This is a genomic window from Streptomyces sp. NPDC127108, assembly GCF_042677545.1.
GTDB lineage: Bacteria > Actinomycetota > Actinomycetes > Streptomycetales > Streptomycetaceae > Streptomyces.
Genome location: NZ_JBHXTE010000024.1, coordinates 131,042 through 155,110, shown reverse-complemented (window position 1 = coordinate 155,110; position 24,069 = coordinate 131,042). Strand labels below are relative to the sequence as shown.

Below are 24,069 nucleotides of genomic sequence, written 5' to 3'. Positions count from 1 at the left end.
CCACGTCGGCGCCCCGCGCCACGTCCTCACGCCCCGCCCGGCGTGGTTGGGGTGGGGGTCCCGGGTGGGGGGGACAGGCTCCCGCCGGATCGGCGCTTCGCGCCTCGTCCTCAAGCGCCGGATGGGCTGAAAGACCCAGCTCAGCAGCACATTTTCAGCCCGTCCGGCGTTTGAGGACGAGGCCGCAGGCCGATCGGGGGCGGACTGTCCCACCCGCACGGGACGGCCGACGAGGGCTGGGGTCCAGGGGGCGCAGCGCCCCGGTTTCGGGAAAGGGGCGGGACTGGGGAGCCCCGCGCAGCGCCCCCACCCCCCAACCTTTGTCCTGCAACAGGAGAAAGTCGAAGGCAATTCACGCTCAACTTCTTCCCAGTCCCGGCACGCGCTGCTACGTTCCCCTCGAAAGCCCAACGAACACACACGGGATTCGGCCGAACAGGCGGGGAGGGGCGCGTGAGACGTATGACGGCTCGACCCGCCAACGCGCACCAGGCGCGGCTACTGCGGCTGCTGCGCGACGGAGGGCCCAACTCCCGCGCCCAACTGGGCGACCAGGTCGACCTCTCCCGGTCCAAACTGGCCGTGGAGGTGGACCGCCTCCTGGAGACCGGACTCGTGGTCGCCGACGGCCTCGCGGCGTCCCGAGGCGGCCGCCGCTCCCACAACATCCGCCTGGCCCCGGCCCTCCGCTTCCTCGGCGTGGACATCGGCGCGACCTCGGTCGACGTCGCGGTCACCAACGCCGAGCTGGAGGTCCTCGGTCACATCAACCAGCCCATGGACGTGCGCGAGGGCCCGGTCGCGGTCTTCGAGCAAGTCCTCGCCATGGCGGCCAAGTTGCGCGCCTCGGGGCTCGCGGAGGGGTTCGACGGCGCCGGCATCGGCGTACCGGGCCCCGTCCGCTTCCCGGAGGGCGTCCCGGTCGCGCCGCCGATCATGCCCGGCTGGGACGGCTTCCCCGTACGGGAGGCGCTCAGCCAGGACCTCGGCTGCCCGGTCATGGTCGACAACGACGTGAACCTGATGGCGATGGGCGAGCAGCACGCGGGCGTCGCCCGCTCCGTGGGCGACTTCCTGTGCGTCAAGATCGGCACGGGCATCGGCTGCGGCATCGTCGTCGGCGGCGAGGTGTACCGCGGCACGACGGGCAGTGCGGGCGACATCGGCCACATCCAGGTCGAGCCGGACGGCCGCCCGTGCGCCTGCGGCAACAAGGGCTGCCTGGAGGCGTACTTCAGCGGCGCCGCGCTCGCGCGCGACGCCGAGGAGGCCGCCCACCACGGGAGTTCCCCGGAACTCTCCACCCGCTTCGAGAGCTCGGGCGCGCTCACGGCCGTCGACGTCGCCGCGGCGGCGGCCGCGGGTGACGCCACCGCCCTCGACCTGATCCGGGCCGGCGGCAACCGCACCGGCCAGGTCATCGCGGGCCTCGTCAGCTTCTTCAACCCCGGTCTCGTGGTGATCGGCGGCGGCGTCACCGGCCTCGGCCACACGCTGCTCGCCGCGATCCGCACCCAGGTCTACCGCCAGTCGCTGCCCCTCGCGACCGGCAACCTCCCCATCGTCCTCGGTGAGCTGGGCCCCACCGCCGGAGTCATCGGCGGCGCCCGCCTCATCAGCGATCACCTGTTCTCACCGGCCTAGCCGCCCTGACCGGCCCGGTCGGCCGGGACGCCCCCTCCTCCGTACGGGGCGTCCCGCGGCACCTTGATCAACCTTGTCATGCCCGTTACAAGCATGTCCGGTTACCAGCATGTCCGGCCGCACCCCCCGAGGGAACCGTCATGGCACCAGAACCACCCCTGCTCACCATGTCCGGCATCACCAAGTCGTTCCCGGGCGTCCGCGCCCTCGACGGCGTCGACCTGCATGTCCAGGCCGGTGAGGTGCACTGCCTGCTCGGCCAGAACGGCGCCGGCAAGTCCACGCTCATCAAGGTCCTCGCGGGCGCCCACCAGCCGGACGGCGGCACCATCGTCTGGCGCGGCGACGAGGTCACGCTGCGCTCCCCGATCGCCGCCATGCGCCTCGGCATCGCCACCATCTACCAGGAACTCGACCTGGTGGAGGGCCTGTCCGTCGCCGAGAACGTCTACCTCGGGCACGAGCCGACCGCCGCCGGTTTCGTGGTGCGCGGACGCGACGCGCGGGCCGCGACCGCCGGACTGCTCGCGCGGCTCGGGCACGGCGAGATCGACCCGGGGCGGCTCGTCGGGGACCTGTCCGCGGCCCAGCAGCAGATCGTGTCGATGGCCCGCGCGCTCTCCCACGAGGTGCGGCTCATCGTCATGGACGAGCCGTCCGCCGCGCTCGACCCGGACGAGGTCGACAACCTCTTCCGCATCGTCGGCGATCTGACGGCCGACGGTGTCGCCGTCGTCTACATCTCCCACCGCCTGGAGGAGATCCGCCGCATCGGCGACCGCGTCACCGTCCTGAAGGACGGCCGCGCCGTCGCCGTCGGCCTGCCCGCCAAGGAGACGCCGACACGCGAGGTCATCGCGCTGATGACGGGGCGCAACGTCGAGTACGTCTTCCCGGAGCGGACGCCGCGCGACCAGGACGGCATCCCTCGGCCCGAACCCGTGCTCGTCGTCCAAGGCCTCACCAGGGAGGGCGAGTTCGCACCCATCGACCTCGAACTGCGGCCCGGCGAGATCGTCGGCCTCGCCGGGCTCGTCGGCTCCGGGCGCTCGGAGATCCTGGAGACCATCTACGGGGCCCGCAAGCCGACGGGTGGTCAAGTACAGGTCGACGGGCGGGTGTTGCGTCCGGGAAGCGTCCGCGCCGCGGTGCGTGCCGGGCTCGGTCTCGCGCCCGAGGAACGCAAGGCGCAGGGCCTGCTCATGCTGGAGTCCGTCACCCGCAACGTGTCCGTCTCCTCCATGTCCCGCTTCTCGTACGGAGGTTGGCTGGACCGCACGAAGGAGCGCGAGGCCGCCCGCACCGCGACGCGTGAACTGTCGCTGCGGCCCGACAACCCCTCGGTCCCCGTGCGCACCCTCTCCGGCGGCAACCAGCAGAAGGCGGTCCTCGCCCGGTGGCTGCTGCGCGGCTGCCGTGTCCTGCTGCTCGACGAGCCGACGCGCGGAGTCGACGTCGGCGCCCGCGCCGAGCTGTACACCGTCATCCGACGGCTCGCCGACGAGGGCCTCGCCGTCCTCCTCGTCTCCAGCGAGGTGCCGGAGGTACTCGGCCTCGCCGACCGCGTCCTCGTCCTGCGCGAGGGCCGGGTCGTCCACACCGCGCCCGCGCAGGACCTCGACGAACACCGCGTACTCGACCTCGTCCTGGCGTCGAGTGCGCACGGCCCGACCCTCACCAAGGGCCCCCACGGCCCCGCCACCACGGAAGGAAGCCCGGCGTCATGACGCAGCCCGCATCGCCCGCCCGGCCCGTCACCGAGAAGAGTCCGCCGGCGGACGAGCCCCAGAGCCCGTGGCGGTCCCTCGCAGCCCGCGTCGACGTGCGCACGCTGTCGCTGCTCGGTGTGCTCGCCGTCCTCGTCGTGATCGGCGGTGTCACGGAGCCCGACGCGTTCCTGGACACCGACAACCTGCAGCTCGTCCTCACCCAGGCGTCCGTCATCGGCGTGGTCACCGTCGGCATGACCTTCGTGATCATCTCCGGCGGCATCGACCTGTCGGTCGGCGCGATCGTGGCGCTGGCGTCGGTGTGGGCCACGACGGTCGCCACCCAGGAGTACGGCTTCGCGGGCATCCTCTTCACGGCCGTCGTCGTCGGACTCGGCTGCGGTCTCGTGAACGGCCTGCTCATCGCGTACGGGCGCATGGTGCCGTTCATCGCCACCCTCGCCATGCTCGCCTCGGGCCGCGGCCTGGCCCTGGAGATCACCGACGGCAAGACGCAGATGGTCACCGTCGACAGCGTCCTGAAGCTCGGGGAGCGCGACTCCTACGTGCTCGGCATCCCGCCGCTCGTGATGGTCTTCGCGGCCGTGACGGTGGTCGGCTGGCTGTTGCTGAACCGGACCACGTTCGGGCGGCGGTCGGTGGCCGTCGGCGGCAACGCCGAGGCGGCGCGACTCGCGGGCATCGACGTCCGGCGGCAGCGGCTCTACCTCTACCTGCTCTCGGGGCTGTGCTGCGGCATCGCGGCGTTCCTGCTGATCGTCCTCGCGGGCTCGGGCCAGAACACCAACGGCAATCTGTACGAGCTGGACGCCATCGCCGCCGCGATCATCGGCGGCACGTTGCTGAGCGGGGGCCGGGGCACCATCACGGGCTCCGTGCTCGGCGTCCTGATCTTCATCACGATCCAGAACATCTTCGCGCTCAACAACCTGGAGACCGCCGTCCAGCAGATCGCCAAGGGCGCGATCATCGTGGCCGCGGTCCTCGTCCAGCGGCGTACGGCTACCACGTAAGGGGTTCACTGTCATGCCAGATCTCACGAGCCGCAGAGGACTGCTCTTCGGAGCGGCCGCCGTGTCGGCCGGTGCCGTGCTCACCGGCTGCACCAGCAACGAGTCCAAGGACGACGACTCGTCGTCCGACAACAACCAGGCCGTCGCCGACGACAAGCCCGGCAAGAAGGTCACCATCGGCTTCGCCGGACCGCAGGCCGACCACGGCTGGCTGAACGCCATCAACGACAACGCCAAGTCGCGGGCGAAGAAGTACAAGGACGTCACGCTGGAGGCCACCGAGGGCTCCAACGACACCGCGGCCCAGATCGGCCAGGTCGAGACCCTCATCAACAAGAAGGTCGACGTCCTCGTCATCCTGCCCGCCGACGGCAAGGCCCTCACCCAGGTCGGCCTGAAGGCCATGAAGGCCGGGATCCCCGTCGTCAACCTCGACCGGATCTTCGCGTCCGCGCAGGCGTACCGCTGCTGGATCGGCGGCGACAACTACGGCATGGGGCTCAACGCCGGGCACTACATCGGCGAGAAGCTGAAGGGCAAGAAGAACGCCAAGGTCGTCGAACTGGCGGGTCTTGACAACCTGGAGCTGACCAAGCAGCGCACCAAGGGCTTCGACGACGCGCTGAAGAACTACTCGAACATCGAGAAGGTGGCCCGGCAGGCGGCCGAGTTCACCGTCGAGTCCGGGCAGTCGAAGATGTCGCAGCTGCTGCAGGCGCAGAAGAACTTCGACGCGCTGTGGAACCACGACGACGACCAGGGTGTCGGTGCCCTGCGGGCCATCAAGCAGGCCGGGCGCGACGACTTCCTGATGGTCGGCGGCGCGGGCGCGCTCTCCGCGTTCGAGGAGATCAAGCAGGACCGGGGCGTGCTGAAGGCCACCGTCCTGTACCCGCCGACGATGGCGGCGTCCGCGATCGACCTGGCGCGGGCGCTCGGCCAGGGCAAGGGCGTCAGCGGTATGGCCGAGTTCGAGATCCCGGCCTCCCTGACGCTCTACTCGGCCGTCGTCGACAAGGACAACGTCGACCAGTACATGTCCACCGGCTTCAAGTGAGGCGGCCCGGCCGGCGTCCCGCACGGGAGCGCTCCCGTGCCGGACGCCGCGAGCTGAGCGCCGAGTTGAGTCGACGCGTCGACGAGGAGGAGTTACCGCATGAGTGAGACGGAGCACGAGGCCGGTCCCGGGGCAGACGGCGCCCACTCCGGCAACGCCCGCGCCCACGGCGCCGACCTGGGGACGGCCCACGCCCACGGTGCCGACCTGGGGACGGCCCGCGCTGACGGCGCGGACCCGGCGGCGGCCCGCGCCGACCGGGGCGCGGCGGGCGCAGGACCGCGCCGGGTGGGCGTCGGCATGGTCGGCTACGCCTTCATGGGCGCCGCCCACTCCCAGGGCTGGCGGACCGTCGGCCACGTCTTCGACCTGCCCCTGGGCGCACGGCTCGCCGCCGTGTGCGGACGCGACGGCAGTGCCGTGCGCGCCGCCGCCGACCGGCTCGGCTGGGCCGCCGCCGAGACCGACTGGCGTGCCCTGATCGCCCGCGACGACGTCGACATCGTCGACATCTGCACGCCGGGCGACAGCCACGCGGAGATCGCCGTCGCCGCGCTCGACGCGGGCAAGCACGTGCTGTGCGAGAAGCCGCTCGCCAACACCGTCGAGGAGGCCGAAGCCATGGCGGCCGCCGCCGAACGGGCCGCCGCGCGCGGCCAGGTGGCGATGGTCGGCTTCAACTACCGCCGGGTGCCCGCCCTCGCCCTCGCCCGTCGGATGGTCGCCGAAGGACGCCTGGGCACGCTGCGGCACGTCCGTCTCACCTACCTCCAGGACTGGCTGGTCGACCCCGGCTTCCCGCTGACCTGGCGGCTGCGCAAGGACCGCGCGGGCTCCGGCGCGCTCGGCGACCTGGGCGCGCACATCGTGGACCTCGCGCAGTTCCTCACGGGCGAGGCCGTCGCGGGCGTCTCGGCGCTCACGGAGACCTTCGTACGCGAACGGCCGCTGCCCGAGGGCTCCTCCACCGGGATCACGGCGGCGGGCGCCGGCGCCGAGCCGGGCGCCGGAGCACGGGCCGACGGCGGGTCCGGGTCGGGTTCCGGGTTCGGGCAGGTCACCGTCGACGACGCCGCCGTCTTCACGGCACGCTTCCCCTCCGGCGCCCTCGCCACCTTCGAGGCCACCCGGTTCGCCACCGGCCGCAAGAACGCCCTGCGGCTCGAACTCAACGGCTCCGAAGGGTCGCTGGCCTTCGACCTGGAGCGCCTGAACGAACTCTCCTTCCACGACCACACCGAGCCCGCGGCCTCCGCAGGCTTCCGCCGCATCCTCGTCACCGAACCCGGTCACCCCTACCTGGAGGCCTGGTGGCCGCCGGGGCACGGACTCGGCTACGAGCACACCTTCGTGCACCAGGCTCGCGACCTGCTCCACGCCATCGCCACGGGCACCGCCCCGACGCCCTCCTTCGCGGACGGCCTCTCGGTCCAGCGGGTCCTCGCGGCCGTCGAGGAGAGCGCCGAGAAGAACGCCGTGTACACCCCCGTGAGCGGCCCCACGCCCACTCCCGCCCCCGTCAACGCCAGCGTCAACCTCGTCTGAGGAGACTCGCCGATGCCCCGCTCGTTCACGCTCTTCACCGGCCAGTGGGCGGACCTGCCCCTGGAGGAGGTCTGCGCCCTGGCCCGCGACTTCGGCTACGACGGCCTCGAACTCGCCTGCTGGGGCGACCACTTCGAGGTCGACAAGGCCCTGTCCGACCCCTCGTACGTCGACGGGCGGCACGCCCTCCTCGACAAGTACGGCCTGAAGTGCTGGGCCGTCTCCAACCACCTGGTCGGCCAGGCGGTCTGCGACGCGATCATCGACGAGCGCCATCAGGCGATCCTGCCGGCCCGCATCTGGGGCGACGGCGACGCCGAGGGCGTACGACAGCGGGCCGCGGCCGAGATGGCGGACACCGCGCGGGCCGCGGCGAAGTTCGGCGTGGACACCGTCGTCGGCTTCACGGGCTCGGCGATCTGGCACCTGGTGGCGATGTTCCCGCCCGCCCCGGAGTCGATGATCGAGCGCGGCTACGAGGACTTCGCGGAGCGCTGGAACCCGATCCTGGACGTCTTCGACGCCGAGGGCGTGCGCTTCGCGCACGAGGTCCACCCCTCGGAGATCGCGTACGACTACTGGACGACGCACAAGGCCCTCGACGCCATCGGCCACCGCCCGGCCTTCGGCCTCAACTTCGACCCCTCCCACTTCGTGTGGCAGGACCTCGACCCGGTCGGCTTCCTCTACGACTTCCGGGACCGGATCTACCACGTCGACTGCAAGGAGGCCCGCAAGCGCCTCGACGGCCGCAGCGGCAGGCTCGGCTCCCATCTGCCCTGGGGCGATCCCCGGCGCGGCTGGGACTTCGTCTCCACGGGCCACGGGGACGTCCCCTGGGAGGACGTGTTCCGGATGCTGCGCTCGATCGGCTACGCGGGGCCCGTCTCGGTGGAGTGGGAGGACGCGGGGATGGACCGGCTGCAAGGCGCTCCTGAGGCCCTGCGGCACCTGAAGGCGTACGACTTCGAACCTCCTACGGCGTCGTTCGACGCGGCGTTCGGCGGCGAGAAGTAGCTGACCACGGGGGACCGCGGAGCCCGTCGGCGGGGCTCCGCGGTGTCCAGGCCTGCCCGGAACCGAGTTTGTCCACGCGCGGGAAAAAGTCCAACTAAAGGGCTGTGCAAGGGCTTTTCGCCGAGGACAAACCTGGCTACCGTCCCTGATGTGTACAGGACATAGACCCCTCCCGGGGTGACGGCGCATCCCGGGCGCCAGACCCGCACCCCCACAGCGAACGGCCCCCGACCGGAGGACTCCGTGCACAGACTCCGCCCACGCAACCGCAGAGGCCTCGCCCTGCTCACCGGAACCCTGCTCACCGCCGCCACCCTCACCTTCGCCGCGCCCCACGCGGGCGCCCAGCCGGAACCGCAGCCGCGGGCCGAGCCGAAGGCCGAGGACTTCCAGCAGGTCACCCTCGCCAAGGGCGAGCCGGAGATGGGCGAGCCGATGACGCTCGCCGTGCTCCCCGACCGCTCCGTCCTGCACACCTCCCGCGACGGCACCGTCCGTCTGACCGACGCCGCCGGACAGACCAAGGTCGCCGGGAAGATACCCGTCTACAGCCACGACGAAGAAGGCCTGCAGGGCGTCGGCGTCGACCCGGGCTTCAAGAAGAACAGGGCCGTCTACTTCTATTACGCCCCGCCCCTGAGCACCCCCGCGGGCGACGCCCCCAATGACGGCACCGCGGCCGACTTCAAGAAGTTCGACGGCGTGAACCGCCTCTCCCGCTTCGTCCTGAAGGCCGACGGCACTCTCGACACCAAGAGCGAGAAGAAGGTCCTCGACGTCCCCGCCAGCCGCGGCATCTGCTGCCACGTCGGCGGCGACATCGACTTCGACAAGCAGGGCAACCTCTACCTGTCGACCGGCGACGACTCCAACCCCTTCGCCTCCGACGGCTACACCCCCATCGACGAGCGGGCCACCCGCAACCCCGCCTACGACGCCCAGCGTTCCGCGGGGAACACCAACGACCTGCGCGGCAAGATCCTGCGCATCAAGGTGCGCGGCGACGGCTCGTACTCCGTGCCCAGCGGGAACCTCTTCAAGAAGGGCGCCAAGAAGACCCGCCCCGAGATCTACGCCATGGGCTTCCGCAACCCCTTCCGGATGAGCGTCGACAAGCCCACCGGCATCGTCTACGTCGGCGACTACGGCCCCGACGCGGGCAAGGCCGACCCCAAGCGCGGCCCCTCGGGACAGGTCGAGTTCGCCCGCGTCACCAAGCCGGGCAACTACGGCTGGCCGTACTGCACCGGCAAGAACGAGCCGTACATCGACTACGACTTCGCCACCGGCGCCTCCGGGGCGGCCTTCGACTGCGCGGCGCCGAAGAACACCTCGCCGCACAACACCGGCCTCACCGCGCTGCCCCCGGCGCAGCCCGCGTGGATCCCCTACGACGGCGGGTCGGTCCCCGAGTTCGGCACCGGCTCCGAGTCGCCGATGGGCGGCCCCGTCTACCGCTACGACGCGCAGCTCGACTCGCCGGTCAAGTTCCCGCAGGCGTACGACGGCAACTACTTCGCCGGTGAGTTCGGACGCCGCTGGATCAAGCGCATCGACCAGGGCGCCGACGGCACCGTGAAGTCCATCAACGCCTTCCCCTGGCAGGGCACCCAGGTGATGGACATGGAGTTCGGCCCCGACGGCGCCCTGTACGTCCTCGACTACGGCACCGGCTTCTTCAACGGCGACGAGCACTCCGCCCTCTACCGCATCGAGAACGCCACCGGCGGCCACTCGCCCGTCGTCGAGGCCGACGCGTCCGTGACCAGCGGCCAGGCCCCGCTCGCCACCAAGTTCACGGCGAAGGCGACGGACGCCGACGGCGACGCGCTGACCTACTCGTGGGACTTCGGGGACGGCGGGAAGTCCACGGAGCAGAACCCCTCGCACACGTACGACAAGAACGGCGTCTACACCGCGACCGTCACCGCCAAGGACCCCTCGGGCCGCACCGGCACCGCCAGCGCGCACGTCACCGTCGGCAACACCGCGCCCACCGTGAAGCTGGAACTCCCCGAGGACGGGCAGCTGTTCACCTTCGGCGACAAGGTGCCCTTCAAGGTCACCGTGACCGACCCGGAGGACGGCACCGTCGACTGCTCCAAGGTCAAGGTCACCCACATCCTCGGCCACGACAGCCACGGCCACCCCGTGACCTCCGCCAACGGCTGCGAGGGCACCCTGCAGACGACCGCCGACGGCGAACACGACCCGAACGCGAACATCTTCGGGGTCTTCGACGCCGAATACACCGACAAGGGCGCGAACGGCCAGCCCGCGCTCACCACCCACGACCAGAACGTCGTCCAGCCCAAGCACCGCCAGGGCGAGCACTACGGCGACTCCAAGGGCGTCTCCGTCGTCGGCCACACCCCCGCCCACGGCGGCAAGACCGTCGGCGACATCCACAACGGCGACTGGATCTCCTTCAAGCCCTACGTCCTCTCCAACGCCACGAAGCTGACCGCGCGCGTCGCCTCCGCCGGGTCCGGCGGCACCCTCGAAGTACGCGCCGGATCCGCCGACGGCACGCTCCTCGGCAGCGCGAAGGTCGACCCCACCGGGTCGTGGGAGACGTACACCGACGTGTCGACGGGCCTCGCCGGAGCACCCGCGGGGACGACGACGCTGTTCCTCGTCTTCAAGGGCGAGGGCACGGGCGCGCTCTACGACGTCGACGACTTCACCATCACCACGAGCTGAGAAAGGGGGCACCCCATGCGCGCACCAGCACGTCTGATCACCGCGACGGCGGCCGCCGCCCTGCTGATCGGCTGCGTGTCGGGACCGGCGGCGTCCGACTCGGACTCCGCCCGCCCGGACGGCGAGCGGAAGAAGGCGGGCGAACGGGTCCTGGTCTTCTCCAAGACGGCCGGGTTCCGCCACGACTCCATCCCCGACGGCATCGCGGCCGTCAAGGACCTCGGCGCCGGACACGGCTTCACCGTCGACGCGACCGAGAACGCGGGCGCCTTCACCTCCAAGAACCTCGCCCGCTACGACGCCGTCGTCTGGCTCTCCACCACCGGGGACGTCCTGAACGGCAAACAGCAGTCCGCCTTCGAGCGCTACATCCGCGCGGGCGGCGGCTACGTCGGCGTCCACGCCGCCGCCGACACCGAATACGACTGGCCCTTCTACGGCCGCCTCGCGGGCGCCTACTTCCAGTCCCACCCCGCGATCCAGCCCGCGAAGATCAAGGTCGAGGACCACGCCCACCCGGCCACCGCCCACCTCGGCACGGGCTGGGACCGCACCGACGAGTGGTACAACTACCGCGCCAACCCTCGCGACCGGGCCCGCGTCCTCGCCTCCCTCGACGAGTCGTCCTACAGCGGCGGCACCATGGGCGGCGACCATCCCATCGCCTGGTGCCAGGGGTCCGTCGACGGCACCCCCGGCCGCTCCTTCTACACCGGCGGCGGCCACACCAAGGAGTCCTACGCCGACCCCGCCTTCCGCACCCACCTTCTCGGCGGCATCCGATACGCCGTCGGCGCCGCCCAGGCCGACTGCCGTCCGGAACAGGGCCACACCCCGCTCTTCGACGGCAGCGCCGCGTCCCTCGCCCGCTGGAAGCAGGCCGGGCCCGGCTCCTTCGAGCGCAAGGACGACGGGACCATCACCTCCGTCGGAGGCATGGGCCTGCTCTGGTACGAACCCAAGCAGTTCGGCTCGTACTCCCTCAAGCTCGACTGGAAGATGTCCGGCTCCGACAAGGACGACAACTCCGGGATCTTCCTGGGCTTCCCGCCCTCCGACGACCCCTGGACCGCCGTCAACAACGGCTACGAGATCCAGATCGACGCCACCGACGTCCCCGAGAAGACCACCGGCTCGGTCTACGGCTTCAAGTCCGCCGACCTCGCCGCCCGCGACCGGGCCCTGAACCCGCCGGGGGAGTGGAACACCTACGAACTCCGCGTCGAGGGCGAGCGCCTGCAGATCTGGCTCAACGGCGTGAAGATCAACGACTTCACCAACACCGACCCGGCCCGGAGCCTGCGCGACGGCCACATCGGCATCCAGAACCACGGTGCCGACGACCAGGTCGCCTTCCGCGACATCCGGATCAAGGAACTGCCCGCCGGCGCGGGGCTCCCCACCGGTAAGGGGCTCCCCGCTGGCGTGGGGCTCCCCACCGGTAAGGGGTCCCCCACGGGCGCGGAGCTCACGACCAGCAAGGACCTGCCCGCCGACAGGGAGGTGGGCAGCCGATAGACGGCGGTGGGCGGAGGACGCCGGACCTCCGCCCACCGTCTTGCCCGGCCCGCGGTGTGCGGGGCGGGGGCGGTTCCGTGCGGGGTGGAACTCGCTTCGTGCGGGGCGAGGTTCGCTCCGTGCGGCGTGGCGTTTGCTTCGTGCGGCGTGGGATTGGCCTCGCGCGGTGCGGAGTTCGCTCCGTGCGGTGCGGGGCTCACCTCGCGCGGCGTGGGGTTCGCCCTGTGCGGGGCGGGTGATGTACCGCAAGACGCGGGCTCCGGTCCGCGCCGCGCGGCTGATGTACCGCAAGGCGCGGGCCCCGTTCCGCGAGGCGCGGGTGACGACCGTACGTGTCCGACGACAGGAGGCAGCCGTGTCCACCGAGTCCCCTTCTGCCAGCGCGCGCCCGACCGCTTCCACCGACCCGGGGTCGGCCGCTTCCACCGATCCGGGCCCGACCGGGGTAGCTCCCCCGGGCCCGACTGGGGTGGGCGCCTCGGGTCCGGCCGGGGTGGGCGCCCCGGGTCCGACCGGGGTGGGTGCCTCGGGCTCGACCGGGGTGTGGCTGATCGGAGCGCGCGGCTCCGTCGCGACGACAGCCATCGCGGGCTGCGCGGCGATGTCGGCGGGGCTGCACCCGCCCACCGGCCTGGTCACCGAGACACCTCCTTTCTCCGGCACCGGACTGCCAACGTTGTCCTCCCTCGTCTTCGGCGGGCACGACACGATGGAGTGCCCGCTGCCCAAACGCGCCGAACACCTCGCCGCCGGGGGCGTCCTGCCCCACGGCCTCCCCGCCGCCGTGCACGCCGAACTGGCCGCCGCCGACGCCGAGATCCGCCCCGGTGGGCCACTCCCCGGCGACTCCCGCACCGACGACGAACTGATCACCGCCTTCGCCGAGGAGATCCGCGACTTCGCCCACCGCCACCGGCTGGCCCGCGTGGTCGTGATCAACGTGGCCTCGACGGAACCTGCGGTCGTACCGGGCGGATCGGTGGAGGGCTCGGGCGAGGGGACGTCTGCACCTGCCGGTTCGGCTTCTGCCGCGGTCAGACCGGGGTCCGGCTCGGGTGGGGCCGGGGCCGGATCGGTTGGGTCGGGATTCGGCCCGGATGGGTCGGGGCCAGGCTCGGGCGGGTTGGCGTCCGGCTCGACCGGGGCGGCATCTGCTGAGGGCGGGTTGGCTTTCGGCTCGGGCGGAGGCACTGCGAACTCGGCGGGTCAAGCGCTCTCGCCCGACGCGCCTGCTTCCGCCGAACGCTCCCTCACCTCGGCCGACCCGGCCCTGGACTCGGCGGGGTCGGCCTCGGCTTCGACGGGCTTGGGCACGAACTCGGCCGCGTCGCCCCGGACCGACGCCGAATCGGGCCTCGGCTCGCCCGAATCGGCGCCCGCCTCGGCCGAACCACCCCCCGCCTCCACCGACCGCCTGCCACCCAGTTCCCTCTACGCCGCCGCCGCGCTCCGCGCTGGTGCCCCCTACGTCAACTTCACCCCCTCGACCGGCCTGCACCACCCCGCCCTTACCGACTTGGCCGCCGCCTCCCGGCTGCCCTACGCCGGGCGGGACGGCAAGACCGGGCAGACCCTGCTCCGGTCCGTGCTCGGCCCGATGTTCGCCCAGCGCGCCCTGGCCGTCCGGGCCTGGTCCGGCACCAACCTCCTCGGCGGCGGCGACGGCGCCGCCCTCGCCGACCCCGCCGCGGCCGCCGCCAAGAACGCGGGCAAGGAACGCGTCCTCGCCGACACCCTCGGCACCGTCCCCGAGGGCGAGGTCCACATCGACGACGTCCCCGCGCTCGGCGACTGGAAGACCGCCTGGGACCACATCGCCTTCGACGGTTTCCTCGGCACCCGCATGACCCTCCAGACCACCTGGCAGGGCTGCGACTCGGCCCTCGCCGCGCCCCTGATCCTGGACCTGGCCCGCCTCCTCGCCCGCGCCCACGAAGCGGGGCTCGACGGACCGCGCCCCGAACTCGCCTTCTACTTCAAGGACCCGGACCCCGGCGCCTCCTCCGCCCTGCCCGACCAGCACCTCGCGCTCCTCGCCTTCGCCGACCGCCTCCGGGAGACGGCGTGAACGCCCGGCGCCCGGTGCCCCACCGGCCGCCCCACCCCGCACCCGCGTCGGCACCCGTCGCTGTGCCCGCGTCCGCGTCCGTTGCTATGCCCGCGCTCGCGTCTGTCGCTGTGCCCGCGCTCGCGTCCGCGTCCGGCGCTGATCCCGCCGCCGCGCCACCACGGCCGCCCGCACCCTTGCCACCCCTTTCCGCACGTCCCGAGGAGGCCTCATGAACCTCCGCGCCTGGGCCGAACTCCTCCGCCTCCCCGCCCTGTTCACCGTCCCCGGTGACGCCCTCGCGGGCGCCGCGGCCACCGGCCTCCGCCCCGGCCGAGGCACCTTCCTCGCCATCGGTTCCTCCCTCTGCCTGTACGAGGCGGGCATGGCCCTGAACGACTGGGCCGACCGCGACGAGGACGCCGTCGACCGCCCCCACCGCCCCATCCCTTCGGGCCGAGTCACCCCCACCGCCGCCTTCACCGCCGCCGTCGCGCTCACCGCGGGCGGCCTCGCCCTGGCCTCCCGCGCGGGCCGCCCCGCCCTGGCCACCGCCACCGCCCTCGCCGGTACGGTCTGGGCGTACGACCTGGGCCTCAAACGCACCCCCGCGGGACCCGTGGCCATGGCGGCGGCCCGAGGCCTCGACCTGCTGCTCGGGGCCACAGCCACGGCAACAGGGGCGGGCACGCGGGCGGACGCGGGCGCACGTCCGACCTCGGCCCCGCACCCCGGCGCCGCGCAGGCCGTCACGAAGACCTCACCCGGGTCGGCCCGCTCCACCGAGGTCCCGGCGAACTGCCCCGCCCGGTCCGGCGCTACGCACCCCGCCAGGTTCGAGGTGAGGCTTCGCGCTGAGGCCCTGAAGACGCAGCCCGCGGCGGTTCCGGCGGTTCCGGCGGCACGGCCAGCCAGGCCCGGGCGGACGCTGGCCACCCGGTTCACCCGCTTCACTCGGTTCGCCCGCGCCACTGAGGCCATCGCGACCACTGAGGCCATCGCGGCCTCCGAGGCCATCGGGGCTGCCAAGGCGACCAAGGCCACCCAGGCGATGCAGGCTGCCAAGGCCATGAAGGCCATGAAGGTCATCAGAGCCCTGGCCACCTGGGCCGGTACCACCCCCTTCACCAACACTGTCGCCGACACCGAGGCCAAGACAGCGGCCGGGCGCCCCCCCCTGACCCCCACCACACCGGCGCCCGCCGGGGCAGGGCGAACCCCACCCCCGACCGCACCCCACCGCACCAGCCCTCACCCCTCAGCTAGCCGCCACCCCACTCACCCCCACCGCCCAGGCCCCGCGACAGCCGCCCGCGCCGCCCTGCCCGCCGCTGCCACCCTCGCCGCCCACACCCTCGCCGTGACCACGGTGTCCCGGCACGAGACTCAGGGCGGCTCGACCGGCGCCCCGTTGGGCGCCCTCGCCACGACGCTCGCCCTCGGGCACGCCGTGGCGTACACCTCGCACCCCCCGGCGGGCCGGCGGACCGCAGCCGCCGCCGGCCCGCCGGGCACCAACCCCGGCCCATCGGGCACCACCTCCGGCCTGCCGGGCGCCGCGGCCGTCCGGTCCAGCACCGCCCTCGCCCTGGGCACGGCCTACGCCACCACGGCCGCCCGCCCCTACCTCCACGCGGCCCTGAACCCCTCACCTCCCTTGACCCAACGTGCCGTCGGCGGCGGCATCCGTGCCCTGATCCCGCTCCAGGCCGCCCTCGCCGCCCGCTCCGGTGCCCTCGGCACGGCCCTGTTCACCGCGGCCCTGGCCCCGCTGGCCCGCCGCTTCGCCCGCAAGGTGAGTGTGACGTGAGCGCGGGCGACGGCACGTTCACGCGCGGGACGGCGGGCGCACCCGTCCGACCCCGGTTCGGCTACGGCACCAACGGGCTCACCGACCTGCGGCTCGACGACGCCCTCGGCCTGCTCGCCGACCTCGGCTACGCCGGTGTCGGTCTGACCCTCGACCACATGCACCTCGACCCCCTCGCGCCCGACCTGGCCGCCCGCACCCGCCGGGTGGCCCGGCGCCTGAACGGGCTCGGCCTGACCGTCACCGTCGAGACGGGCGCCCGCTATGTCCTCGACCCGCGCCGCAAGCACGGCCCCTCCCTCCTCGATCCCGACCCCCAGCGCCGCGCCGACCGCGTGCGCCTGCTCGTCCGCGCCGTCCAGGTCGCCGCGGACCTCGACGCCCACGCCGTCCACTGCTTCAGCGGCATCACCCCCGACGGCACCGACGACGCCACCGCCTGGAAGCGCCTCAGCGACGCCCTCAGCCCCGTCCTCACCGCCGCGTCCGGCGCCGGAGTGCCGCTCGCCATCGAGCCCGAACCAGGCCATCTGCTCGCCACGCTCGCCGACTTCCACCACCTCCGCCAACTGCTCGGCGACCCCGAACCCCTGGGCCTGACCCTCGACATCGGCCACTGCCAGTGCCTCGAACCCGAGTCACCCGCCGACTGCGTCCGCGCCGCCGCGCCCTGGCTCCGACATGTCCAGATCGAGGACATGCGCCGCGGCGTCCATGAACACCTCCCGTTCGGTGACGGCGAGATCGACTTCCCGCCCGTACTGCGTGCCCTCGCCGCCACCGGCTACCAGGGCCTGACCGTCGTCGAACTGCCCCGCCACTCCCACGCGGGCCCCGAACTCGCCTCCCGTTCCCTCGATTTCCTGCGCCACGCCGACCGGCTCGCCGCCGCCCCAGCCGCTCCTGCCGCCCGGGAGGCCGCACCCCGAGGAGGAACCTCGTGAGCCACAGCCCACGGACCCTCACGGCCGACCTGCCCCCGGTCGCCGAACTCCGCTCCCGCCTCGACGCCGCCCTCGACGACGCCGCCCGCACCTGGCTCGAGAAGGCCGTCACCGCGGCCGCCGCGAACCCCGCCGACAGAGCTTCCGCCCCAGCCACCCCGGCCCGGGCCACCTCCACCGACGCCACCACCGCCCAGCCCGGCAGTGCCGCCCACCTCCCCGCGCCCGGCGCCACCCCCACCTGGGAGCTGCGCTTCGCCGAAGCGGGCCGCCGTTGCGGGCCCGACCACGCCGACGCCGCCCGGCTGGTCCTCCTGCACGCAGCCGACGCCGACACCGCCACCCTCACCCGGCTCTACGCACAGGGCACCGCCACCGAACGCCGCGCCGTCCTGGGCGCCCTGCCGCACCTGGTGCCCGGGCCCGACGCGCTGCCCCTGGTCGAGGACGCGCTGCGCACCAACGACACCCGGCTCGTCGCCGCCGCCCTCGGCCCGTACGCCGCCGCGCACCTGGCCCCGCACGACTGGCGTCACGCCGTCCTCAAGTGCCTGTTCACCGGCGTACCCGTGGACGCCGTCGCCGGTCTCGCCCGCCGCGCCCGCGCCGACTCCGAACTGGCCCGCATGCTCGGCGACTACGCCGCCGAACGCACCGCCGCCGGCCGCACCGTCCCCCGGGATCTGTACCGCGTCCTGGATCTGACCGACGAACCGAGGGCGACGGACAGGGACACCCCGAGGCCCACCGGCCCCGACGACCGCGCCACGAGTCCCGACCACCCGGGGGCCGCGACCCCCGACCAGCCGGCGGCCCCCGCGCCCTTCGCGGCCCCTACGACGCCCTCCGGCGAGGAGCAGGAGTCCTGATGCGCATCTTCGACCCCCACATCCACATGACCTCCCGCACCACCGACGACTACGAGGCGATGCACGCCGCCGGGGTCCGCGCCGTCGTCGAGCCCGCGTTCTGGCTCGGCCAGCCCCGCACCTCGCCCGCCTCCTTCGTCGACTACTTCGACTCCCTCCTCGGCTGGGAACCCTTCCGCGCCGCCCAGTACGGCATCGCCCACCACTGCACGATCGCGCTCAACCCCAAGGAGGCGAACGACCCGCGGTGCACGCCGGTCCTCGATCTGCTGCCGCGCTATCTCGTCAAGGACAACGTCGTCGCCGTCGGTGAGATCGGCTACGACTCCATGACGCCCGCCGAGGACACCGCCCTCGCCGCCCAGCTGCAGCTCGCCGCCGACCACGAACTGCCCGCCCTCGTGCACACGCCGCACCGCGACAAGCTGGCGGGCCTGCGCCGCACCCTCGATGTCGTGAGGGAGTCCGCGCTGCCCCTGGAGCGGGTTCTGATCGACCACCTCAACGAGACCACGGTCAAGGAAGCCAAGGACGCGGGCTGCTGGCTCGGCTTCTCCGTCTACCCGGACACCAAGATGGACGAGGACCGGATGGTCGCGATCCTGCGGGAGTACGGCCCCGAGCAGGTGCTCGTCAACTCGGCCGCCGACTGGGGCAAGAGCGATCCGCTCAAGACCCGCAAGGTCGGCGACGCCATGCTGGCCGCGGGGTTCTCCGCGGACGACGTCGACCGGGTGCTCTGGCGCAACCCCGTGGCCTTCTACGGGCTCAGCGGCCGCCTCGCCCTCGACGTCACGGAGACGGCCGTCACGGCCACCCATGAGGGCAACTCCATCCTGCGCGGCGGTGCGTGAGCCATGCGCTTCCGCCACCCCGACGGGTCCACCGTCCACCTCGCGTACTGCACGAACGTGCACCCCGCCGAGACCCTCGACGGCGTCCTCGCTCAGCTGCGCGACCACTGCGAGCCCGTCCGCAAGCGCCTCGGCCGCGACCGCATCGGCATCGGCCTGTGGCTTGCCAAGGACGCCGCCCACGCCCTGGTCACCGACCCGGCCGCGCTGCGCGGACTGCGCGCCGAGCTGGACCGGCGCGGCCTGGAAGTCGTCACCCTCAACGGCTTCCCCTATGAGGGCTTCGGCGCCGAAGAGGTCAAGTACCGCGTCTACAAGCCGGACTGGGCCGACCCCGAACGCCTCGCCCACACCACCGCCCTGGCCCGCGTCCTCGCCCAACTCCTTCCGGACGACGTCACCGAGGGCACCATCTCCACCCTTCCGCTCGCCTGGCGCACCACCTTCGACGCCACCCGCGCCACCGAGGCCCGCTCGGCCCTGGTCGCGCTCGCCCAACGCCTGGACGCCCTCGCCGAGCTGACCGGCAAGTCCATCCGCGTCGGCCTCGAACCCGAACCCGGCTGCACCGTGGAGACCACCGGCGACGCCATCGCCCCCCTCACCGCGATCGGCCACGACCGCATCGGCATCTGTGTCGACACCTGCCATCTCGCCACCTCCTTCGAAGACCCGGGGACCGCGCTCGACGCCCTCGCCGCCGCGGACATCCCCGTCGTCAAGTCCCAGCTCTCCGCCGCCCTGCACGCCGAACACCCGCACCTGCCGGACGTCCGCGCGGCCCTCGCCGCCTTCGACGAACCCCGCTTCCTGCACCAGACCCGCACCCTGCCCCAGGAGCCCGGCGGCGCCGCCACCGGCGGGATCCTCGTCGCCACCGCCCTGCGCGGCACCGACGACCTCGGCGAGGCCCTCACCCGGCACGCCCTGCCCGACTCGGCACCCTGGCGCGCCCACTTCCACGTCCCCCTGCACGCGCCTCCCGCCGCGCCCCTCACCTCCACGCTCCCCGTCCTGAAGGACACGCTCACCCGGCTCGTCGGCGGACCGCACCCCCGCACCCGCCATCTCGAAGTCGAGACCTACACCTGGCAGGCCCTCCCGCCCGAGCTGCGCCCCCGCGCCCGCCCCCAGCTCGCCGACGGCATCGCCGCCGAACTCACCCTCGCCCGCGACCTGTTGACAGAGCTAGGCCTGAAGGAACTGCCATGACCCCTCTCGCCCCGGCCCAGCCGAACCCGCTGCTCGTCCTCGACGTCGTCGGCCTCACCCCCCGGCTGCTCGACCACATGCCGCACCTCTCGGCCCTCGCCCGGTCCGGCTCCCGCGCGTCCCTGGGCACCGTCCTGCCCGCCGTCACCTGCGCCGCCCAGTCGACCTTCCTCACCGGCACCATGCCCGCCGAGCACGGCATCGTCGGCAACGGCTGGTACTTCCGCGAGCTCGGCGACGTCCTGCTGTGGCGCCAGCACAACGGCCTGGTTTCCGGTGACAAGCTGTGGGACGCCGCCCGCCGTGCGCACCCCGGCTACACCGTCGCCAACATCTGCTGGTGGTACGCCATGGGCGCCGACACCAACTTCACCGTCACCCCCCGCCCCGTCTACTACGCCGACGGCCGCAAGGAACCCGACTGCTACACCCGGCCCGTGGCCCTGCACGACGAACTCACCGACAAGCTCGGCACCTTCCCCCTCTTCCACTTCTGGGGCCCGGGCGCCGACATCGTCTCCAGCCGCTGGATCATCGACGCCACCCGCCACATCCTCACCACCCGCCACCCCGACCTGGCCCTGTGCTACCTCCCTCACCTCGACTACGACCTGCAGCGCTTCGGCCCCGACGACCCGCGCTCCCACCAGGCGGCCGCCGACCTCGACACGGCCCTCGCCCCGCTCCTTCAGCAGGCCCAGGCGGAGGGCCGCACCGTCGTCGCCCTGTCCGAGTACGGCATCACCCGTGTCAGCCGCCCCGTCGACATCAACCGCGCCCTGCGCCGCGCCGGCCTGCTGGAAGTGCACACGCAGGACGGCATGGAATACCTCGATGCGATGGCGTCCCGCGCCTTCGCCGTCGCCGACCACCAGATCGCCCACGTCTACGTCCGGCGGCCCGAGGACCTGGAAGCCACCCGCGCCGCCCTCGCCGACCTGCCCGGCATCGAGCAACTCCTCGACGACGAGGGCAAGAAGGCCCACCACCTGGACCACCCGCGCTCCGGCGAGCTCGTCGCCGTCGCCGAGCCGGACGCCTGGTTCACGTACTACTACTGGCTCGACGACGCCCGCGTGCCCGACTTCGCGCAGCTCGTGGAGATCCACCGCAAGCCCGGCTACGACCCCGTCGAGCTGTTCATGGACCCCCAGGACCCCTACGTCCGCCTCAAGGCCGCCGGCGCCCTCGCCCGCAAGAAACTCGGCATGCGCTACCGCATGGCGGTCGTGCCCCTGGACCCCTCACCTATTCGCGGCAGCCACGGCCGCCTCCCCACGAGCGATGACCTGGACTCCGGGCCGCTCATCCTGTGCTCCACCCCCCACGCCGTCACCGGCCGCGTCGCGGCCACCGATGTGAAATCGCTCCTGTTGCGCCTCGCGGGCCTGCACTGAGCGATCTGTCTCCACTGAACCAGAGGGCGCGGACCACGCCATCAGGGTCCGACCCCGACCTCACCCTGATCCGTTGTTCGAACTGATCCCTGATCAGCCCTCGAATCCCGATCGGACCCCCTCAGCCCCCGACTCCTGACCCCGACCCCAGCCAGGGAGATACCGCATGAGCCGCAAGCACACCCCGGACGACCCCGAGCTCGCCCACAGACTCAGCCGACGCGGCATGCTCGGCGTCGCCGCGGGCACCACCGCGGCCGCGCTCGTCGGCACCGTCGCCGCCACGGCACCCGCCGCCGCGGCCGAGCCCGCCGTGGCGGCGCGGGGCAAGGGCCGCGGCCGTCCCGTCCTGCCTCCCGGCCGCCTCGGCATCCAGCTCTACAGCCTCCGAGACCGGGTCTCCACCGCCGGATTCGCCACGGTCTTCCGCGAGTTGGAGCGCTACGGCTACGACGAGATCGAGTTCGCCGGATACACCCAGGGCTCCGCGGGCCCCATCACGCTCGCGCAGCTCAAGCGGCTGGCCCACGACCACGGACTGAACCCGATCGGTAGCCACGTCGGCTACTACGACAACGGCAACCCGAACGCGTACACGTTCGCGCAGAACCTCACCAAGGTCCTCGACGACGCCGAAGCGCTCGGCCTGAAGCACATCGGCACCGCGTCGGGTCCCTTCCGCTACGGCTCGACCGTCGACGCGTGGAAGCGGGCAGCGGAGGACTTCAACACGTATGGGGAAGCGGCACGCGCGCGGGGGATGAAGTTCTACCAGCACAACCATGCCGAGGAGTTCTCCTTCGCCACGGACAAGCCGAGCGTGCGCCTCTACGACGTGCTCCTGGCCGAGACCGACCCGGACCACGTGTTCCTGGAGATGGACATCTACTGGGCCTACTCGGCGCAGTTCCGCTTCGGCAAGCAGGTGGACGGCACACCGCGGCCCTTCGACCCGCTGGACTACGTCCTCAAGCGGCCGCACCGCTATCCGCTGTTCCACGTCAAGGACGGCATCCGGGACGACTCGACCCGGGACGGCTACCGCATGTCGGACGTCGGTGACGGCGACATCGACTACAAGAGGTTCCTGTCCAAGGTGACCGCCCGCACCCACAACGGGCGCCGCTACCACCACTGGCAGGCCGAGCACGACAACCCGGCCGAGTCGTACGCGTTCGCCCGCAAGTCCAGCGCGCACCTGCACTCCCTGCGGGAGCGCTGCGGCGACTGAGGCAGGGGGAGGGGGTGTGGCCCGCCGGTCCGGCGGGCCGGCCACACCCCCTCCCCCTGGAACACCGGCCTGGAGCACCGGCTGGACGTCACACCGTGGCACCCCGCGCGCGTGGCGCCCCCGGCTGGTGCAGCAGCAGCGACAGGGCCGCCGCGAGCAGCGACACCGCCCCGGCCATCACATAGGCGCCGACGTAGCCCCAGGAGTCCACGACCATCGCGCCGAGGCCGCCTCCGAAGAGACCGCTGACGAGCTTCGCGCTGTAGACCATGCCGTAGTTGGACGCGTTGTTGTTCTCTCCGAAGTAGTCGGGGACGAGCGCGGCGAACAGCGGGTAGAACGCGCCACCGGCGAAGCCGGACAGGAAGGCGAAGACGAGGAACAGCGGCTGGTTGCGGATCTCGCCCGCCCACAGGACACCGAACTGGGCGACGGCCAGGGCCAGACAGACGTAGGTGAGGGTGGGGCGGCGGCCGAGACGGTCGGACAGCCAGCCCACCACGCCCCGCCCCGTGCCGTTGATCACGGACATGACGCCCATCGACGACGCCGCGATGAGCGGGCCGAAGCCCATGTCCTTGGCGAACGGCACCTGGAAGGAGATCCCGAAGATGGACACTCCGGCGCAGCAGAGCATGCACACCCACATGAGCGGCACGACACCGGTGCGTAACGCCTCTCCGGGGGTGAACTGCGCGACCGCCGGAGGGTTCTTGGCGAGCGCCACAGCGGTGCGCGGGTCAGCGGGCGGACGGAGCGGATCGATGTCGGACGGCCACCAGTTCTTCGGCGGGTCCTTGAAGAACATGCCCGCCACCAGGGTCACGGCGAGCACATAGAAGCCGACGAGATCCAGCACCGTGCGGTAGTTGGAGGTGTCGAAGCCGTAGGAGAACAGGAAGATGAAAGGCACCGCTCCGTAGGCGAACCCTCCGTTGACGAAGCCCGTCTTTCCGCCGCGCCGCTCGGGGTACCACTTGCCGACCATGTTCACGCACGTCGAGTAGATGAGCCCGGAGCCGACCCCGCCGAGCAGGCCGAAGCCGACCATCGCGGCCGCCACGTTGGGTGCGTGGCTGAGGCTGACGAACCCGAGCAGCGACAGGACCGAACCCGTCAGCATGGCCTTGCGGCTCGTCAGGATGCCCTTCTCGCGGAGTTTCCCGGCGGGGAAGGAGACGCCCGCCTGGAAGAAGATCCAGACGCTCAGCACCCAGAAGGTGTTCGACGACGACCAGTGGTGTGCCGCGGACAGGGTGTCCTCGGCCGCTCCGTAGGCGTACTCGAAGACACTGATGGCGATCATGGCCACCCAGGGGAGGACGACCATCGTCCAGCGTGGGCGGCCGAGGATGTCCCGGTCGCTCTCACCGATGCGGTAGACGCGTCCGCGCGCGTCCGTGACCTCCTGGTACTTCTTGTACGACGCGTCCGCGCGGCCGGACGCGCCGCTTGCGGCGAAGGGCTCCGCCGTCATA

17 protein-coding genes are annotated in these 24,069 nt (G+C 72.4%); 16 read left to right on the top strand and 1 reads right to left on the bottom strand.

The window, feature by feature from the left end; translation table 11 throughout:
* The first annotated feature begins 462 nt into the window (after positions 1-462).
* The 16 genes from ACFVHO_RS21795 to ACFVHO_RS21720 all read left to right on the top strand — a co-directional run bounded on the left by ACFVHO_RS21795 (position 463) and on the right by ACFVHO_RS21720 (position 22,591).
* Complete coding sequence (locus ACFVHO_RS21795; RefSeq protein WP_385716947.1) at positions 463-1,644, top strand: ROK family protein; 1,182 nt, start codon at positions 463-465, stop codon at positions 1,642-1,644.
* A 140-nt stretch (positions 1,645-1,784) separates the two neighbouring features.
* Positions 1,785-3,371 (top strand): sugar ABC transporter ATP-binding protein, encoded by a 1,587-nt coding sequence (locus tag ACFVHO_RS21790; protein ID WP_385716944.1) that lies wholly within the window; start codon positions 1,785-1,787, stop codon positions 3,369-3,371.
* Complete coding sequence (locus ACFVHO_RS21785) at positions 3,368-4,387, top strand: ABC transporter permease (RefSeq protein ID WP_385716941.1); 1,020 nt, start codon at positions 3,368-3,370, stop codon at positions 4,385-4,387. Before ACFVHO_RS21790 ends, ACFVHO_RS21785 begins: the two co-directional genes overlap by 4 nt.
* A 13-nt stretch (positions 4,388-4,400) precedes the next feature.
* The gene (locus tag ACFVHO_RS21780) at positions 4,401-5,444 is read left to right on the top strand and encodes a substrate-binding domain-containing protein (protein WP_385716938.1); all 1,044 of its coding nucleotides are present in this window, start codon (positions 4,401-4,403) and stop codon (positions 5,442-5,444) included.
* 99 nt (positions 5,445-5,543) lie between these two features.
* Positions 5,544-6,989 (top strand): Gfo/Idh/MocA family protein, encoded by a 1,446-nt coding sequence (locus tag ACFVHO_RS21775; protein ID WP_385716935.1) that lies wholly within the window; start codon positions 5,544-5,546, stop codon positions 6,987-6,989.
* A gap of 12 nt (positions 6,990-7,001) precedes the next feature.
* On the top strand, positions 7,002-8,006 hold the full coding sequence (locus ACFVHO_RS21770; RefSeq protein WP_385716933.1) for a sugar phosphate isomerase/epimerase family protein: 1,005 nt from the start codon (positions 7,002-7,004) through the stop codon (positions 8,004-8,006).
* 243 nt (positions 8,007-8,249) lie between these two features.
* Positions 8,250-10,709 carry a PQQ-dependent sugar dehydrogenase gene (locus ACFVHO_RS21765; protein ID WP_385716930.1) on the top strand — a complete coding sequence of 820 codons (2,460 nt, stop codon included), beginning with the start codon at positions 8,250-8,252 and terminating at the stop codon, positions 10,707-10,709.
* Positions 10,710-10,724: 15 nt separating this feature from the next.
* Positions 10,725-12,227 (top strand): ThuA domain-containing protein, encoded by a 1,503-nt coding sequence (locus tag ACFVHO_RS21760; protein WP_385716927.1) that lies wholly within the window; start codon positions 10,725-10,727, stop codon positions 12,225-12,227.
* Between the two features lie 238 nt (positions 12,228-12,465).
* Positions 12,466-14,295, top strand: coding sequence for an inositol-3-phosphate synthase (locus ACFVHO_RS21755; RefSeq protein WP_385716924.1), 1,830 nt, complete (start codon positions 12,466-12,468; stop codon positions 14,293-14,295).
* A gap of 211 nt (positions 14,296-14,506) precedes the next feature.
* Positions 14,507-16,084 (top strand): UbiA family prenyltransferase, encoded by a 1,578-nt coding sequence (locus ACFVHO_RS21750; RefSeq protein ID WP_385716921.1) that lies wholly within the window; start codon positions 14,507-14,509, stop codon positions 16,082-16,084.
* Complete coding sequence (locus ACFVHO_RS21745; RefSeq protein WP_385716919.1) at positions 16,081-17,028, top strand: sugar phosphate isomerase/epimerase family protein; 948 nt, start codon at positions 16,081-16,083, stop codon at positions 17,026-17,028. The genes ACFVHO_RS21750 and ACFVHO_RS21745 overlap by 4 nt, the downstream gene beginning before the upstream one ends.
* Complete coding sequence (locus ACFVHO_RS21740) at positions 17,025-17,897, top strand: EboA domain-containing protein (RefSeq protein ID WP_385716917.1); 873 nt, start codon at positions 17,025-17,027, stop codon at positions 17,895-17,897. Before ACFVHO_RS21745 ends, ACFVHO_RS21740 begins: the two co-directional genes overlap by 4 nt.
* Entirely contained in the window at positions 17,897-18,751 is an 855-nt protein-coding gene (locus tag ACFVHO_RS21735) for a TatD family hydrolase (RefSeq protein ID WP_385716914.1), read from the top strand. The genes ACFVHO_RS21740 and ACFVHO_RS21735 overlap by 1 nt, the downstream gene beginning before the upstream one ends.
* Positions 18,752-18,754: 3 nt before the next feature.
* Positions 18,755-19,963, top strand: coding sequence for a metabolite traffic protein EboE (gene eboE / locus ACFVHO_RS21730; RefSeq protein ID WP_385716911.1), 1,209 nt, complete (start codon positions 18,755-18,757; stop codon positions 19,961-19,963).
* Positions 19,960-21,360, top strand: a complete 1,401-nt coding sequence (locus tag ACFVHO_RS21725) for an alkaline phosphatase family protein (RefSeq protein WP_385716909.1) — start codon at positions 19,960-19,962, stop codon at positions 21,358-21,360. Before eboE ends, ACFVHO_RS21725 begins: the two co-directional genes overlap by 4 nt.
* Positions 21,361-21,526: 166 nt before the next feature.
* A complete protein-coding gene (locus ACFVHO_RS21720; protein WP_385716906.1) occupies positions 21,527-22,591 on the top strand; it encodes a sugar phosphate isomerase/epimerase family protein in 1,065 nt (354 codons plus the stop codon).
* 88 nt (positions 22,592-22,679) lie between these two features.
* Here the strand turns inward: ACFVHO_RS21720 and ACFVHO_RS21715 are convergent, their stop codons facing one another.
* A complete protein-coding gene (locus ACFVHO_RS21715; protein WP_385716903.1) occupies positions 22,680-24,068 on the bottom strand; it encodes an OFA family MFS transporter in 1,389 nt (462 codons plus the stop codon).
* Position 24,069: the final 1 nt, after the last annotated feature.

Excerpts from the sequence above, each read along its gene's own strand:
- ACFVHO_RS21795 (WP_385716947.1), top strand. The coding sequence starts at position 463 with ATGACGGCTCGACCCGCCAACGCGCACCAGGCGCGGCTACTGCGGCTG.
- ACFVHO_RS21790 (WP_385716944.1), top strand. The coding sequence starts at position 1,785 with ATGGCACCAGAACCACCCCTGCTCACCATGTCCGGCATCACCAAGTCG.
- ACFVHO_RS21785 (WP_385716941.1), top strand. The coding sequence starts at position 3,368 with ATGACGCAGCCCGCATCGCCCGCCCGGCCCGTCACCGAGAAGAGTCCG.
- ACFVHO_RS21780 (WP_385716938.1), top strand. The coding sequence starts at position 4,401 with ATGCCAGATCTCACGAGCCGCAGAGGACTGCTCTTCGGAGCGGCCGCC.
- ACFVHO_RS21775 (WP_385716935.1), top strand. The coding sequence starts at position 5,544 with ATGAGTGAGACGGAGCACGAGGCCGGTCCCGGGGCAGACGGCGCCCAC.
- ACFVHO_RS21770 (WP_385716933.1), top strand. The coding sequence starts at position 7,002 with ATGCCCCGCTCGTTCACGCTCTTCACCGGCCAGTGGGCGGACCTGCCC.
- ACFVHO_RS21760 (WP_385716927.1), top strand. The coding sequence starts at position 10,725 with ATGCGCGCACCAGCACGTCTGATCACCGCGACGGCGGCCGCCGCCCTG.
- ACFVHO_RS21755 (WP_385716924.1), top strand. The coding sequence starts at position 12,466 with ATGTACCGCAAGACGCGGGCTCCGGTCCGCGCCGCGCGGCTGATGTAC.
- ACFVHO_RS21750 (WP_385716921.1), top strand. The coding sequence starts at position 14,507 with ATGAACCTCCGCGCCTGGGCCGAACTCCTCCGCCTCCCCGCCCTGTTC.
- ACFVHO_RS21735 (WP_385716914.1), top strand. The coding sequence starts at position 17,897 with ATGCGCATCTTCGACCCCCACATCCACATGACCTCCCGCACCACCGAC.
- eboE (WP_385716911.1), top strand. The coding sequence starts at position 18,755 with ATGCGCTTCCGCCACCCCGACGGGTCCACCGTCCACCTCGCGTACTGC.
- ACFVHO_RS21725 (WP_385716909.1), top strand. The coding sequence starts at position 19,960 with ATGACCCCTCTCGCCCCGGCCCAGCCGAACCCGCTGCTCGTCCTCGAC.
- ACFVHO_RS21720 (WP_385716906.1), top strand. The coding sequence starts at position 21,527 with ATGAGCCGCAAGCACACCCCGGACGACCCCGAGCTCGCCCACAGACTC.
- ACFVHO_RS21715 (WP_385716903.1), bottom strand. The coding sequence starts at position 24,068 with ATGACGGCGGAGCCCTTCGCCGCAAGCGGCGCGTCCGGCCGCGCGGAC.